The 16,952-nt window shown below is 42.7% G+C and carries 8 protein-coding genes; 3 read left to right on the forward strand and 5 right to left on the reverse strand.

The genetic code is table 11. The features are described from left to right. Positions 1-69: 69 nt before the first annotated feature. Positions 70-1,110, reverse strand: a complete 1,041-nt coding sequence (gene cobW, locus RMY31_RS36595) for a cobalamin biosynthesis protein CobW (RefSeq protein ID WP_322661413.1) — start codon at positions 1,108-1,110, stop codon at positions 70-72. A 956-nt stretch (positions 1,111-2,066) separates the two neighbouring features. On the opposite strand from cobW, the gene RMY31_RS36600 reads away from it, so the two are divergent. Then, positions 2,067-2,303: a hypothetical protein gene (locus tag RMY31_RS36600; protein ID WP_322661415.1), complete on the forward strand. Its 237-nt coding sequence runs from the start codon at positions 2,067-2,069 to the stop codon at positions 2,301-2,303. A gap of 223 nt (positions 2,304-2,526) precedes the next feature. Here the strand turns inward: RMY31_RS36600 and RMY31_RS36605 are convergent, their stop codons facing one another. Further along, on the reverse strand, positions 2,527-3,423 hold the full coding sequence (locus tag RMY31_RS36605; protein ID WP_322661417.1) for a LysR substrate-binding domain-containing protein: 897 nt from the start codon (positions 3,421-3,423) through the stop codon (positions 2,527-2,529). Positions 3,424-3,668: 245 nt separating this feature from the next. Here RMY31_RS36605 and RMY31_RS36610 point away from each other — a divergent pair, with 245 nt between their 5' ends. Together RMY31_RS36610 and RMY31_RS36615 are read left to right on the forward strand one after the other, a co-directional pair. Beyond that, positions 3,669-6,980: an efflux RND transporter permease subunit gene (locus tag RMY31_RS36610; protein WP_322661419.1), complete on the forward strand. Its 3,312-nt coding sequence runs from the start codon at positions 3,669-3,671 to the stop codon at positions 6,978-6,980. A 60-nt stretch (positions 6,981-7,040) separates the two neighbouring features. Further along, positions 7,041-7,610, forward strand: coding sequence for a GNAT family N-acetyltransferase (locus RMY31_RS36615; protein WP_322661421.1), 570 nt, complete (start codon positions 7,041-7,043; stop codon positions 7,608-7,610). 327 nt (positions 7,611-7,937) lie between these two features. Here RMY31_RS36615 and RMY31_RS36620 read toward each other — a convergent pair whose 3' ends face one another. From RMY31_RS36620 to RMY31_RS36630, 3 genes are all read right to left on the reverse strand, one after another. Beyond that, the gene (locus tag RMY31_RS36620; RefSeq protein WP_322661423.1) at positions 7,938-13,838 is read right to left on the reverse strand and encodes an AAA family ATPase; all 5,901 of its coding nucleotides are present in this window, start codon (positions 13,836-13,838) and stop codon (positions 7,938-7,940) included. Between the two features lie 450 nt (positions 13,839-14,288). Next, the gene (locus RMY31_RS36625; RefSeq protein WP_322661425.1) at positions 14,289-15,410 is read right to left on the reverse strand and encodes a Gfo/Idh/MocA family oxidoreductase; all 1,122 of its coding nucleotides are present in this window, start codon (positions 15,408-15,410) and stop codon (positions 14,289-14,291) included. Between the two features lie 714 nt (positions 15,411-16,124). Next, the gene (locus RMY31_RS36630) at positions 16,125-16,925 is read right to left on the reverse strand and encodes a trypsin-like peptidase domain-containing protein (protein ID WP_322661427.1); all 801 of its coding nucleotides are present in this window, start codon (positions 16,923-16,925) and stop codon (positions 16,125-16,127) included. Positions 16,926-16,952 lie beyond the last annotated feature (27 nt).

Below are 16,952 nucleotides of genomic sequence, written 5' to 3' on the forward strand. Positions count from 1 at the left end.
GTTTTTATGTTTGAGTTATGAGTTTTGAATTCAGTAGTTATTCATCACTCATAACACTCAACTTCTAACTCATAAAGCTGCCAATTGTGATTCTATTTCAGAGGATTTCAAATCACGACCAATAAAAACTAAGCGGGTTTGCCTTGCTTCTTCTGGTTGCCAGGGGCGATCGTAAAATTTATCAAATCGCGTTCCTACACCTTGCAATACTAAGCGCATGGGTTTGTTAGGCACTGCTACAAAGCCTTTAATTCGATAAATTTCTTGTTGATGTACTAGTGTTTGCAATTGCTGTTGTAATTTCTCTGGGTCAAAGGCACGGTCTAAAATCAGGTGCGTTGAGGTAATTTCTTCATCGTGGTCGTGGTCTTCTTCGGTGTCGTGATGACTGGGACGACTATCTAAATTATCTTCAACTGCGGCTTGAAATCCTAATAAGATAGATGGGTCAAGTGTCCCGCGATCGCTCTCAACAATCTTCACAACTCTGGGCAATTCTTGTTGAATCAATTTCTCAACTCTTGCTTTTGTTTCACCATCTACCAAATCAGTTTTACTCAATACCACCAAGTCTGCACAAGCAAGTTGGTCTTCAAATAATTCTTGCAAAGGTGTTTCATGTTCTAAGCTATCATCTGCTTGCCGTTGCGCTGCTACTGCTTCTAAGTTATTAGCAAATGTTCCTGCTGCTACTGCTGCACAATCTACTACGGTAATCACTGCATCTACAGTTGCACCAGCACGAATTTCTTGCCAGCGAAAAGCCTTAATTAGTGGTTTTGGTAAAGCTAAACCAGAGGTTTCAATTAAAATACAATCGATACTATCCCGCCGCTTCAGCAACTCTTGCATCGTTGGAAAAAATTCTTCCTGGACTGTGCAGCACAAACAGCCATTGGTTAATTCAAAAATGTTACTCTTACCGTCTTCATCTTCAGGGCAGATTTGACAGGATTTCAACAATTCGCCATCAATGCCGAGTTCGCCAAATTCGTTGACTAAAACAGCAATACGGCATCCTTGGTTATTTTGTAGTAAGTGACGAATTAGACTAGTTTTGCCACTTCCTAAGAAGCCAGTAATCACTGTAACAGGAATTTTTGCAGCCATATTTTTGCCTGATTTTCTCAGTATGGTAAGTTTTACGGGGTACAAACTTAGCTACTGAGGTTAAGCTTGGTTTGAAAATTGACTTAGTTATTTTAAGCTAAAATTCTATGCGAAGCCTCAAAATCTTGCTGCTAGTGAGTTGAGGTTTGGTTTTAGCTCCTCAAATCATTGTGGTACAAACGCTCGAAGAGTTAGAGTAAAAAGCCTCATCTGCCGAAGAAATAAAAAATTATGAAGAAAGGCGCTAATATGTGACGGAGTTTGATTCAAAGCGATCGCATCTGCTTGCAACAAACTGCGGTGTATTAAGTACAGCGATCGCATCGCTTGGAGTGAGACTCATAGTAGCCATCATGAACTATGTACACCAATAACGCATGATAAATTCTCTCCCCCTGCTTTTTCAAGTCAGCGGCTTAATCTCACACATGAAAAGGGCAACCGCTTACCCGGAGAAAAAATGCGCTTGCCCCTAAACCGTAATCAGAAAACAAAATAATGGCACAATCTACGGAAACTGTACTTTCGTCTCATGACAGTTCTTTTGGTGTACTGATGATGTGCTACTGTTGACAACAAGACTCAAATCAACTCCAAGTATTGCGTTCGCTGCCCTTAAACTAACAGACAAGCGTTTGAATCGGAATCTCAGCTTGAGAGTATTCGTGTTTGTTTTTGATAACAGCAAAGAAACGGTTATCACCCTGTATTGTATAAAAATTTAGTAAAAGAATGATAAATAATACAGAGTGTAGAATTGCTAATTAAGTATGTTAAATATTGCAACAGCCAGCTATTAAAAGTAGTAGAAACTAATTTGAGCAGAGAAATTAACAACATGCAAATTCAATTAAGACTCTCAGGTGGCTAAATACTGTTTGTAAGCATGAGATGACGCAGAAATAAGTAAGGAGCAACGAGAGACTTTGGATAAACTAGAGTAGGAGCTAACCCAAATGAAAGAAATACCTAAATTTAATCAGAAAATTTTGCAAATGCTAAGAATTCGCCAAACATCCTTGAATATGAGTGACGAATCTTTTGCTTCATACCGCCGGGCGAGGTTTGTATCCGATGAATACTTACACTCAGTCGAACAGGGGGAAGAAGTGGGTCTATTTCAAATGGGTTTAATTGCTAAAGTCCTGGGAGTTTGGATAGATGAGATTTTAGACATAAAAGAAAGTTGTTAAAATTATTTATGGTTAATAAATTAAAAGATGAAAGTCTCAAGTTAATCTCATTGACCACTAATCACTTACGGGTGTGGGTAACAGATGCTTGCAGGTGATGGGGTGCTATTTACAAACCCGCCAATCGGACAAACTGCGATCGCCTCAACCATCGACACCCCCATAGGCTACTGGAACTACAGCTACATACTGAACTTAACATTGACCCATTACCAGAAGCTGGTCAGCTACTGGGCCTACTTACCTCAACGCAAGCTTGTACAAAGTCTTGAACTACGCTATTTAAAGAATCTCGTCGCCATGCCACAGCAAGCACGCTGGGGCTGACATCCTTTACTGGGCGGAAAGTTTGCCCAGACAAGGTATAAGCCTTTGTCGTGCTTTCTGAGACTAGAGCTACTCCTTGACCATTAATTACTGCTTCCATTGCTTCATTTGTATTGTTTACTTCTGCACCAATGATGATTGGATGACCGCCACGCTCGTCCGTTGCCAGCCAGTGATCTCGCCATATCCCGGTTTCCGCAGGCACTGTAATAAACGGTTCATTAATCAGATCTGCCATCTGTAAAACTTCGCGCTGGGCCAGTGGATGATCGCAGGATAAAGCAACCCATCTTGGTTCGACTAGTAGAATTTCAGTAGATAGTTTTTCTTGTTTGGGTACTGGCAAACGTAATAGGGCAACGTCGGTATTGCCAGAGAGTAATCCAGCAGTTGGATCTGATAACTCGAAGAAACGTATCGTTACTTTCCAACCTTGTCGTAGTGCTTGAAACCGTGTCAGGATAGATTTCGTTAATTCACTACCAATACTGGAAATGAAACCAACGCGCAATGTTTGCATTTGACTTGCCGCTACTTCTCGCACTGCCAATAGGGTAAATTGCCAGTCCTGAAGAAGCTGCTGGGCTAGAGGCAAAAGTGCTGCGCCAGCGGCGGTAAGTTTGACATCGCGACTATTGCGTCGCAAGAGTTCAATGCCCAATTCGCGCTCTAGTTGGCGAATTTGCTTAGATAATGCTGGTTGAGAAATATATAATCGTTCAGCAGCACGGGTGAAGTTTAACTCTTCAGCCACAGCGACAAAGTAACGAAGTAAGCGCAAGTCAGCATCCATGCTGTTTGGTTATTTTAATCTATTCTATCTGGTTATAGCAGCAGGTCTTGGACTTTGATGATAGTCTGCGATACAAACTGGAAATGAGCAATAAAGGGTATTCTGGGGACTAGATACTGAGGAGAACAAAAGGCGTAGGGCCAGAGGGGCGGAACTTGAAATAAATTCTTCCCTAGTTCCCTGCTCCCCCTGCCTCCAAACTTCCAATCCCCAATGCCTAATCCTCAATCCCCAATCTCTGGCTTATGTTTGTCAATACTTTCATCAGACGGCCAGTTTTGACGACTGTCTGTACACTCATCATTTTGCTGCTGGGAAGTATCTGTATTCCTCTGCTGCCTATTTCTCAGCTACCAGACCTCGCCCCAGTGCAAATTACCGTTAGTTCCAATAATATTGGTGCAGATGCTCAAACAACGGAAAACACTGTCACCAACATTATTGAACGACAAATTAATGGTGTTAAAGGTGTGTCTTACATATCCTCTAACACAGGTAATGATGGCTCCAGTAATATAACTGTCTCTTTTCCAACTAATGTCAATGGAGATATTGCTCAAGTCAACGTTCAAAATAAACAAGCCTTAGCTGAGCCTCAATTACCAGATACTGTTCAACGAACGGGTGTCACCGTTGAAACTGCATCGAGTAGTCTCCTTGTTGCCTATGGATTCTACCCAGAGAATAATGAGTATGACAATATTTTTATTAGTAACTATATCGATCTGTATATTCTCGATCAGATCAAACGGGTTCCTGGTGTAGGAAGCGTCAGAATTTTTGGGGAGCGCAAATATGCAATGCGTCTCTGGCTCGATCCCAATAAGCTTGCCCAACATCAGCTGACTCCTCAAGATGTAACTACTGCCCTTCAAGAACAGAATATTCAGGTAGGTGCAGGTGCAATTGGTAAGGAACCAGCACCAGATAATCAGAGCTTTGAATTTGCTTTACGGGCAAGCAGTCGGTTCAAAGACGTGTCTGAATTTGAGAACATGGTGCTAAAGGTAGGTCAAACTGGCAGTAGCACTAATGACCCTAATGTTACCTTAGTTAAGGTTAGAGATGTGGGTCGGGTTGAACTGGGTGCGGAGAACTATCTCTCTGATGCCAAATTCGCTTTCGCAGGGAGTAATCCCAAACCAGCCGTGGGTTTAGGAATATATCAACTTCCAGGCAGTAATGCCTTGCAAGTTGCTCATGCTGTCGAAGAGCAGGTGAAAGCTTTAGAGAAGAGTTTTCCACCAGGATTACAAGTAAAGTTAATATTTGACACTACTCCATTTGTAGAGATTTCCCTGGAAGAAGTCTTGCACACCTTGGCTGAGGCTATTGTCCTAGTGGTTTTAGTCATTTTTATCTTTTTGCAAGACTGGCGCACGACGATTATTCCCACAGTCGCTATTCCGGTTTCTCTGATTGGGACATGTGCGGCTCTATTAGTTTTAGGATTTCAGATTAATACACTGACATTGTTTGGTTTCGTGCTGGCGATCGGTATAGTTGTCGATGATGCGATCATTGTCGTGGAAGCAGTTGCCGTCAAGCTGGAGCAGGGAATGAGACCCTTTGAGGCAGCTGTTGAGGCGATGAAGGAGTTGACTGGGGCAGTCATTGCCACGGCGCTCGTACTCATGGCGGTATTCATTCCAGTCGCATTCATTCCGGGCACCACTGGTATTGTCTACAAACAATTTGCCTTAACCCTTGCTTTCTCCATCGGGATCTCAGCCTTCAATGCCTTAACATTCTCTCCGAGTATGGCAGCTATCCTCATGCGCCCACCTGGGATGGCACGAGGCCCTTTAAGCTGGTTCTTTAGACTTTTTAATCGGGGATTTGCCTGGTTCACGCGCCGATATGTCGGTTTTGTGAGCTTCCTCACCCATGTAAAACCAATTGTGGTTGGGGTTTTTATTACTGGTTTAGTGGCAACGGTTTTGATGTACAGAGCCGTGCCTACCGGGTTTATTCCAGAGGAAGATCAGGGTTATTTCTTTGCGATCGTCCAAGCTCCCGACGGAGTTTCTTTGAAGTATACCGAATCTGTTATGGAAAAGGTTGCCAAAGAAATCATCGCCATTCCAGAGACCAGATCGGCTTTTGCCATTAGTGGCTTTGGTTTTGACGGCAATGCTTCCAATCTGGGGATTGCATTTGTTAACCTCAAACCTTGGAAACAGAGAACTAAAGAATCTCAGTCTGTCTATGGAATACTTCAGAACTTGAACAAAAAGCTTTCTGCAATTACAGAAGCTCGAGCGATCGCGGCAAATGCCCCTCCGGTTCGAGGATTGAGTACTACAGGTGGTTTTGAGTTTATTATTCAAGACCGAACCGGGAGTGCTTCGATTGACACCCTAGTCGAAAATGCTCAAAAGTTTATTGCAGCAGCAAATAAAAAACCTGTTCTACAACGAGTCTTCACTCAGTTCACCGCAAATACTCCCCAGTTTGACATCCAGGTGAACCGCAACCAAGCCAAAGCTCTCAACGTCGATATTAATGATGTCTTTGGGGCGTTGCAAAGTTATTTAGGTTCGCAATATGTAAATAATTTTGTGCAGGGACAGCGACAATACCGGGTATATGTTCAGGCAGATGGGGTGTTTCGCTCTAATCCTGATGATATTGGCAAGCTGTATGTTCGCTCTGCAAGTGGAGTGATGATTCCGTTGAGCAATCTGGTTACAATTACCCCCTTTGTGGGGCCGAAAACTATCCCGCATTATAACTTGTACAGGTCAATCAAGATCCAAGGCGCTCCTGCTCCAGGCGCTAGCTCTGGACAGGCAATTAAAGCGATGGAGGAAGTGGCAGCAGAGGTCTTGCCCCAAGGGTTTGGTTATGAATGGACAGGGACTTATCTACAAGAGAAAACTTCTGGAGGAGCTACAGGTCTGATTTTTGGTTTAGCGATCGTTATTGTCTTTCTAGTGCTGGCGGCTCAGTATGAAAGCTACATTGACCCGATAATCATTTTGCTGACGGTTCCCTTAGCAATTTTGGGAGCAATGACAGCGATTTGGTTGCGCTCCAATGTTTTCATGGCAGGTAGCCTTTTCCCAAAAGTGGTGGATGATATCTATTGCCAGGTGGGTTTGGTGACTCTAATTGGTCTAGCCGCGAAGAATGCGATTTTAGTTGTGGAATTTGCCAATCAACTGCATGAGCAAGGCATGAGCTACACACGAGCGGCGGTGAAAGCTGGGGAAGAACGCTTGCGACCCATTCTGATGACTTCCTTTGCAGCACTGTTAGGATTTTTGCCTTTGGTAATCTCTGAAGGGGCTGGAGCAAGCAGCCGTTGGTCTCTGGGGACAGCACTTTTTGGGGGGCTGCTGCTTTCGACGTTTTTGAGTCTATTTTTAGTACCAATTCTGTACATTCTGGTTAAAAGCTTGGCTCAGGCTATATTTTCTCGTAAGCGATCGGGAGACTCAAACCCTCCAGATTCTCCCAATGGAGCTTCGGGATCTGGACATGGGGCTTTGCCTACTGGCTCAAGTCAGCCAGAAACACAACTCAGATCTCAGCAGGATGGGAAAACTGCTTGATCGAAATTGGGTATTGGGAAGAATTCGGTTACTAGTCCTTTAGGGCGGACGCATCTCCATATGGAAATCATCACTAAAAGGTTTGTGCTGCGAGAATTTACCGAAAAAGATGAACCAGCTTTTCTCACCTATCATGGCGATCCACGGTATGCCGAATTTTGCTCTCCTGAAGAAGTGGAAGCTGACTATACAACAGAATTACTGCGCCAATTCATTCAGTGGGCACATGAACAACCCCGCCGCAATTATCAGCTTGCCGTTATTCGATTAGAGAATCCCAAGGAGTTGCTGGGCTGTTGCGGACTACGGACTGAGGGCTACGATGCTGACATAGCAGAACTGGGAATCGAGTTAGCGCCACAGTATTGGGGACGTTACCGCTACGCCATTGAGGTTGCTAGTGCTATGCTCAAATTCGGATTTGGAGAGTTAGGATTGCAAGAAGTTAGAGGCGTTACCATTAGTGCAAACACAAGGGTAACGCGCTTGGCACATCGGTATGGATTTGTAGCGGTTAGCTCATGTCCTGGTTCAGATTGGATGCACACACGGGGATGGAACCAAACCCAATGGCAGCTAACACGCGAAAAGTGGGAAAGTATGCTAACCCAAATTCGGGTTAAGCAATAACTACAAAACTTCTTCAGGAGCAATGTACTAAGCTCTAAAACCAAAATGGAAAATAGACTGATAAACTTTGCCAATCAAGTATAAATACTAAAAGATGTCACCATAGAGGGAATCGTTACCAAAAATAAATTGACGTGAAGGGGAGCCTTTTTCTTCAGGCGATCGCGCAGAACGTTGTCTATTCAGGATGATTGGCGATCGCTTGTAGGCATCAATTACCTACATAGCTAGACAATTTTTACTCAACAATTGAAACCATTGTGACGATAGCCTTTTAAGGCTATGTCGGTATATTTGCTTGGGGAAGTCCAGTTTAGATGCGTTGCCCTAATCTTGAGTCTGAGCCAGAATCGGTAAGGTGATGACAAATTCGGTTCCCTTACCGAGGGTAGAATTAACTGCGAGCGTTCCTTTATGTTTTTCTTCGATGATAGACTTAGCGATCGCCAGTCCTAATCCTGTTCCTTTACCAACAGCTTTCGTCGTAAATAAATGGTCAAATACTTTTTGTTTTACCTCTTCAGTTATCCCCTTACCATTATCGGCAATTGTAATTTTAACTAGATTATTTTCTACTGTAGTTGTAATTGTAATGCAGTTAGGATTTGCTTTAATTTTGTCAAAACTTCGTCCAATATTCGATTCCTCTAAGGCATCAATGGCATTTGCTAAGATATTCATAAATACTTGATTTAATTGTCCAGGGAAACATTCAACTTCAGGTAAAGTGGTATACTCAGTTATCACTTCAATTGCTGGACGTTGCTCGTTAGCTTTGAGACGATGTTTCAAAATTAAAATCGTGCTATCGATGCCTTGATGAATATTAAACGGTACTTTATAATCTTTGTCAGCACGCGAGAAAGTTCGTAAACTGGTGCTGATATTTTTCAGGCGATCGCACGCCATAGCCATAGAATCAAACATCTTGGGCAAGTCTTCTAAGCTATAATCCAAGTCGATTTCTGCGGCATGGTTAAGAATTTCATCACTCGCATTGGGCAAGGTTTCTTGATAGAGTTTTAAATGTTCAACAATATCAGCAACAGTGGGTTTAGCTTGTTTGAGACTGGCAGCAATAAAACCCAGGGGATTATTCATTTCGTGAGCTACCCCAGCAACTAAGTTGCCCAGTGCTGACATTTTTTCACTTTGAACAATTTGTAATTGGGCGTTTTGCAGATCGGTTAGCGCTTGTTCTAAGTCAAGTGATTTTTGTTGTAAGGCAAGTTCAGCAAGTTTGCGATCGCTAATATCTCGCATCACAACTACTGCACCGATTTTGTTGCCCGCAGAATCGACGATCGCTTGTCCGCTTACTAATAAAATTCTCTTAGAACCATGCTTCGGCGCAATTACCATTTCGGCATTTTCAACTATTTCCCCTTGCAAGGCGCGAAACAGAGGGATTTCCGTTGCTGATAGGGGTGTTTGACCATCAGGTTGATAAAGATCGAAGTGTTCTGCCCATTGTTCTGGTGGTAATGATTCTACTGGTAAGCCATGAAACTCACGAGTTGCGTTATTGAATAAGGTCAACTTGCCACTAGCATCACAGACAACAATCCCATCTGTAATATTGTGAATGATGGCATTCAAAAACTCTCGTTCTTTGGCTAGAGATGCTTCGGTCTGTTTTAATTGTGCCAGTGATGCTTGTAATGACTGGGATTTTTCCTGTTCTCTGGCATACAGTCGGGCATTTTCTAAAGAGATTGCGACTTGAGTACAAAGTAAGTTGAGCAGTTCGACGCGATCGCTGGTAAATGCTCCGGTTGCCAAATTGTTTTCCAGATACAATATACCCAGCAACTTACCCTGATGCAAAATCGGGCTGCACAAGATACTCTTAGGCTGCTGTTGCTGAATGTAGGGGTCATTAATTAATTGGGGATGCACCGTGGGATCCATAATCACTGCTGCTTGTAAGCTGCGTTTGACGGTATTAATTAAGCCAACTGGTACATCAACAGAGTCTTCAACAGACTGTGGGTTCAGCAACATCGGGTAAAAATCGACTTTAGCAGTCTGGTTCTGTACAGCGTTCTGGGAAAGCTGTGCTAAAGCCTGAATTAGCAAACGACCTGACTCCAAAAGCATGAACACACACTTATCGGCTCCGGCATTTTCAATGACGATATGCAGCAAAGCTGAAAGCAGTTTTTCGAGTTCGATTTCCCCAGAAAGGGTTTGGGAAGCTTTGAGAATGGTAGCCAAATCTAAAGCAACAGAAACGCTGCTACTGCTGGAAGTCGCGGAACTGGTGGAGGTGACACTCCCCAATGTGAAAATAGTTTCGTTAGTTGAGAAAGGAGAACGGGTTTGCTGGAGAATGGGGGCGAGGAGTTGAGGATAGCGTTGTTCCAAGTCGGCGACTTTGGCTTTAGCGCCCCAACGAGCATAGCCGTAGTAGGCTTCGGTCATGTATTCCTGGGCAATGCGCTGTTTACCCCAATCTAGGTAAAATTTAGCGGCTAGTTCATTGGCAAGTGCTTCTTCGCAAACATAGCCCTGTTTTTTCGCTCCCAAAATAGCGCTATCATATAACTCTGCGGCTTGCCAATTAATCCCTAATACTCGCACTTTCTCCGCTTCAATTAATTCATATTTATGCTGATTTACTTCTGGCGCATTCTCCGCCCAAAATTTCATTTTTTCTTGATTAATATTAACTTGATTAAAGTATTTTTCTTGTTCATTAACTGTGACTTTATTATAACAATTTAGCAATGTTAGTGAATGGTAAAAATTAATAACTACGACTTGCATAAAACCAAAAGCTGCTCCAGCTTGTTCCTGTGCTAGTTCCACATTTTTTAAGGCTTGGCTACTATCGTTCAACAAGTAAAGTAGAATAGTTTTAGCCACATAAAAAACAAATAAAACTGTTCCCGATTTAGCGGCAATGATGCGGGGCAAAATTTTCTCTTCATCAAAACTTTCACCGATCAATAATAGGGGGTCTTCTGCTTGACGCTGTAAATTCAAACCTAATTGTCGCCATACTTGTGAAAAGTGAATAGGAATTTCTTGTTTAATGTTAATACACAAATCAACATAAACTCTTTGTTGCTGGACGGCAGACTCTAAGTTATCCTCTGTAAAAAATAAGTAACTACACAAATTTGCAGCACAATATCCACCCCATTCTAAATCACCTACTTCTAGCCCTGCTTGTACACCTTCACGCAAAGGTTCAATACTATTTTTGGCGTGTTCTTTCCAAGTGCGAATATTGGAATTAAACAAGTTATAAACTTTAGCTTTTAGTTCTTTAGCGTTAAATTTATCTAATAGTTTCAAGGCAATTAAACCCGCGTGATAACCTCTATCTATTTGACTAAATCCTACTAGCAATAACCCGTAAAATCCATAAGCAAAAGATGATATCGACGAATTCCCATATTGAAGACACAAATTAATCATGGTAATGATTATTTGCGGGAAAATCTCTGGTTTTGCCATAAAAACAGGAGCACAGAGGATTTTTAAAATCTGCATTGCTGCCAGCTTATATGGATCTGTCATGGTAGGCAAGTTATCTAAATCGTCAAGATTTGGTAAGTCAATTATCAACTCCTTGTCCACTTCTACCGTTAGTAAATAAATTGTGAGTTTTTCTAAAACTTCTAACCCAATATCTACTGCCGTTACCATTTCTAGCTGAGCAATATGAATCTGCATTTTTAATTCATAGACTTTTACTTTATCGAGTAAATTATTTACTTTTATCATCGCAATTTCAGCTAAATTTAACGATCCCTCAAAGTTAAGGTTTAAATATTCAGCTTCGGCAGTAGCGACGTAAATATTTAGAGTCAATTCATACTGATTTTGCCAACAGTCTGTTGTCAGTAAACCCATCGCTGTTTGCAAATAGACCATTGCAGCAGCATAAGCGGTAGAAGTTATGGCTTTTTGCCCTGTCACTAGGTTTAATTCGGCTAATTCTTGGCGATCGCTTGGTTGGGTAATTAACTCCTGTCCTAGATTCAAATGCCCAACAATATCAAACAGTTTTTCCTCTTGCTCTATTTCTGAATAATTTTGCTGAAGTAACTGTCCAATTTTGAGATGAGTTGCCTGTTTTTGCCCCTCTGGAATGAGGAGATAAGCAGCTTGCTGGACGCGATCGTGCAAGAATTTGTAAGCACAGGTGTCAACCTTCTGTATTGATGTTTGAACTGTAGCGGCTGATGTTTCAGTTTGATAAAACTTGTAGATATCATTAGTTGGAATCACAAATCCTTCTTGCAATGCTTTCCACAAGTCCGCAGCGGTTTCTGTCTGCGACTTTTCATAGACGATCGCCAACGTCGCCAAATCAAACTGATTGCCAATACAGGCTGCCAGTTTCAAAACATCTTGAGTGTTGGGTGGCAATTTCTGAAGCTGTTGTGCCATAAATTCCACCACATCATCGGTGAGAGCAAGCGAGCGCACTTGCGCTACATCACACTGCCAAAAACCTGCCTCCCAATCAAAGATAATCAGCCCATCCTCATGCAGCGCTTTCAGAAACTGAGTCGTGAAAAAGGGATTGCCTTTGGCTTTTTGATAAACCAACTCTGTCAAGGGTAATGCCTGTTCCGTTGTACAACTGAGGGAGTCGGCGATTAAATGGTTCACATCTGCTTGACTCAAGGGAGCTAGAGTCAAAGTGTTGACGCAGGAGGATGCTTTTTCAATTTCATCTAGTGTCAACATGAGTGGATGAGCTGCAAACACCTCGTTATCACGGTATGCACCAATAATGAATAGATAACCCCAATTGCTCTGGGCCATCAACAGCTTCAGCAAATTGAGCGATGCCGAATCTGCCCACTGCAAGTCATCGAGAAACATCACTAACGGATGCTCTGGTGTCGTGAAGACTTGAATGAACTTTTGGAACAGCAGATTGAAACGGTTCTGTGCTGCACTGCCCGATAGTTCAGCGATTGCAGACTGTTTACCGATAATCTGCTCCAGTTCAGGAATCACTTCAATCAGGAGTTGTCCGTTTTCTCCAACTGCCGCTAAAATCTTGCTCTGCCATTGCTCCAGTTGGGTATCACTTTCACTAAGCAACTGTCCGATCAAATCACGAAAGGCTTGTACAAAAGCAGACAGAGGAATATTGCGGTTGAACTGATCGAACTTGCCTTTGATGAAGTACCCTTTCCACCGCACAATCGGCTTATGCACTTCATTGACGACTGCGGTTTTGCCAATGCCAGAGAAACCTGCCACCAGCATCAGTTCAGAGTCACCATTGGCAACATGGCCAAATGCCTCCAGTAAGGTCTGGACTTCCGATTCCCGTCCATAAAGTTTTTCTCTGATGAGAAAGCGATCGCTAATATCTCGCTGTCCCAACTCAAACCAGGTGTGCTTGCCTATTTGTTGCCACTGTTCTAAGCAGATCGCTAGGTCATGTTTAAGTCCCAGCGCACTCTGATAGCGGTCTTCGGCGTTCTTCGCCATCAGTTTGCGGACAATCTCGCCCAACATCAAGGGCAAATTGGGGTTGAAATCATAGACAAAGGGTGGTTGCTTGGCAATGTGGTAATGCACCAACTCCATCGGCTCATGGGACTCAAAGGGCAGTTGTCCACTTAGTAGCTCAAAGAAAGTCACACCTAATGAATAGAAGTCGCTGCGGTAGTCAATACCCCTGTTCATCCGTCCGGTTTGTTCTGGCGACAGATATGCTAGCGTTCCCTCCAGCCTGTTGGGACTTTGGATCTCCTGGGTTTCTCGTGGTAGGAGCGAGGCAATACTGAAATCAATTAGCTTGATTTGTTTCGTGTCAGGGTGTATCAGGATGTTGGCTGGTTTGATGTCTTTGTGAATGACGCGCTGTTGATGTAACTGGTGTAAGGTGTCTAGGAGTTGCAGAGTAATGGCTAAGAATTGCTCTAATGTGAGTATTTTTCCTTGAGTAAATTCCTGCAAGGAAATGCCACCAAAGTCTTCCATGACTAGGGCATAGGCATTGTCATAAGGTTCTAAGCTGTAGGGTTGGATGATACCGGGAATATTTAAGTTTTTGGCGATCGCATATTGATTGCGAAACTGCACTAATTCGCTGAAACTGGGGTATTCTCGTTTTAAGAGCTTGATGACAACTGGTTGGCGATCGCATTCTCGGATTGCTCGATACACAACTGTGCGCGATCCTGAATATATTTGCTCTGTAATTTGGTAGCCAGCAAGCCTTACAGTTCTATTAACTTTTGCACTCATCACTTTTTGGGGAATTCCTGCACTCAGCTTAGAATTCCCTACACATTATCTTGTATAACAAGCATTGGGGAACTCCAAACAAAAATTAAATTAAGTAATTTCTGCATCTAAGACGATTATCATATTCTTCTTCCCCTACTCTTTCATCCCCTTGTCCTTTTCTGTCCATGGAGAGGCGCTAAGATTGGGAAAATGATGCGTCGGTATCTGCTCATGGAGTAAGCTGGCAATAAATTGACATTATTTGCCTGACGCACTACCTAAAAGTAGATCGTGGAAAACCCAAAACAAACAATAATCAGCGCCTTGCCAATAGTTTGTTGAGATTCTGGAGGAGCGCGATTTCTGACAGAAAAACCAACTACCTAAAAGGGCAGTTGGCGATCGCTCTCCTTGATTTCTGGATATGTAAAGCTACCTTATTGGCACAATCTAAAATCCAAAATGGTATTATGATTCGCCAGAAGGTGCAGTAGCATGAATTAGGTCTGGCTTCTCTTCAATCGGGGGGTGCTTAATGGTTTGAGCCGATGTGGGACGTTGATGGCGATCAAGAGTTTGTATCTGCGCGGGTTTACCTGTCTCAATAGAGTGGTAAAGCGCCTGAACGATCCGAACATCAATTAATCCTTCTATCCCGGATGGCTCTGGGTCTTTATTTTGCAGAATGCAGTCTGAGAAGTAGGTGAATTCAGCCGCTAGCTGATCGTGAGAAGCAAAGGTACGCTCTTGGGTTTCACCATTAATAGTGAGGTAGTGCTTCAGTTCTCCCTGCCATGCATAAGCCGGTTCTACTCGCAAGTCGCCTTTAGTACCTACAATCTGATAAGTTGAAACGCTTGCCGCTCCAAAGCTACAGGTAAACGTTGCCAGTCGCTCATTGGGAAAGCGTAAGATGACACTGGTCATTTCTTCCACTTCACTAAAGCGCTGCTCTCCTTTAGTGGCAGCCACAGCAAACACTTCAATTGGTTCATCTTGAAACAGATAGCGTGCGGCATTAATGCAATAAATGCCAATATCATAGAGCGTGCCACCACCAGTTATATCTCTTAAACGAATATTGCCCTCTTCTACTTGCTGAGTGAAAACCGAGTTGAAAAGACGTGATTCACCAATTTGATTTGAGCGCACAATTTCAACTGCTTGCAAATTTGCTTCTTCTAGATGTAAACGGTAAGCAATCATCAACTTCACACCGTTGTCATTGGCAGCTTTAATCATTGCCTCGCACTCTTGTTCTGTCACTGCCATTGGTTTCTCACACAAAATATGAATTCCCTGATTGGCTGCGCGCACGGTGTAATCGCAGTGCAGGTGATTGGGTAACGCAATATAAACTGCATCAACCTCGCTGCTTGTCAGACAGTCTTCGTATTCCTCGTAGGAGTAAGTATGTTGAATGCCATACTCCTTGCTCAGTTCTTCACATTTCGTCCGATCGCCCGAAACTAGAGCAACTAATTCAGAGTTTTCGGAATGAGCAAAAGCAGGTAAGGCAGCTTCTTGGGCAAACCAACCCAAACCAACAACAGCGTAACGAATTTTACGTTTACCGTTTGTAGCTGTCATTTTTATCTCTCCTGGTGAACAACAAAATTTTCAAAAATAGTTCTTGCAAGCGCTAGCTGGACACAAAGCAGCTTCTGATACTAATTCGTGATTCAGACACCCAGCATAAGGTTTTATACAGAATTTTTTGATTTGTTACCGCGTCGAGCAAAACTTCCTTATTTTCTCAATTGGTATGATTTTTGGAATTTAGCAAATAAAAATTTTACTTTTTTTACAAGTATTTAAATAATTTGCTGATTTTAATGCCTTAGCTACATAAAATTTAGGGATAAATACCCTCTTTTTATAAAAGGATGTTAGATTGTGTGATTTTTTTGAAAAGTAAAGTGGCGTTTACCGTTCCTCGATCAGAGTAAAAAATAATTATTAATTGCACTATCTGAACTAATAATGATCGCTTTTTTTAAGTATTCCATCTTGCCTTTGAGAGAAACTGCATTCGTCCGCAAGAAATATACAGTTAACGTAGGCAACAATACTTCAGTTGCTTTACATCCTTGAAATATCATTAATTATGTCTAGCTAGTTATAATTTGTCGGGCGATCGCGAATCCTAACCCTGTAACCTTACTCATGAATCAACACGCTGAGAATGCCAGTTAATTTTGGGATGTTGAGAAATCTTGTTATCGATCGGCATAACAATCCCCATCTATAATTTTCGATTATAGATGGGGAGCCTTCAAAGCACTATTTTTGCTTAAAAAAGCGTTAACCTGCCTGGGCAATCAATTGAGTAGCAATCTGCTGTGCTTGATTGATGGGAATAGCGAATCCTAATCCCTGGGCACCTTGAATAATAGCAGTATTAATACCGATAACCTGACCGCTTTGATTCAATAGCGGCCCGCCAGAATTACCAGGGTTAATAGCTGCATCTGTCTGGATAAAACCAACACTGCGATCGCGCGTGCCTAGCGCCCGACTAGAACGTCCTGTTCCACTAATGATACCTACTGTTACGGTGTTGTCTAAACCGAGAGGATTACCAATTGCGATCGCCCATTCCCCAGGTTTTAATTGGTCGGAATTACCAATGCTCACAGCAGGTAGATTGTTAGCTTGAATTTGTACAACTGCGACATCAGTCGCTCTATCCGCACCCAACACCCGACCTGTGAAACTCCGACCATCTTTCAATGTTACTTTTACCGTATCCGCACCATCAACTACGTGAGCGTTGGTCAAAATAAAACCATTTGACCTGATGATAAACCCCGAACCTGTCCCCCGTGCTACTCTCCTGCCAGACTGTGTGTATCGACTTGAGAGTGTGCGCGTGGAGTCAATGCGAACCACTGCCGAACCAGTTTTTTCTACCGCTGTGGCAATAAAGTTGGTGTTGGTATTTGTATTAACTGATAGGGTAGAGGGCAATTGCGCGAGCGGTTGTTGAGATGGCATGGCTATAGACGATGGTACCAAATGCGCTCCAAAAAGGGCTGTTATGGCTCCCACAGACACTAGAGACAAATTAGTTAGTGGCTTTTTCCAGGAAAAATTAGCAGACATCTGATTTTGATTTCCAAGTCTAATGAT

Source organism: Dendronalium sp. ChiSLP03b (assembly GCF_034531165.2).
In the GTDB taxonomy this organism is placed as follows: Bacteria; Cyanobacteriota; Cyanobacteriia; order Cyanobacteriales; family Nostocaceae; genus Dendronalium; species Dendronalium minutum.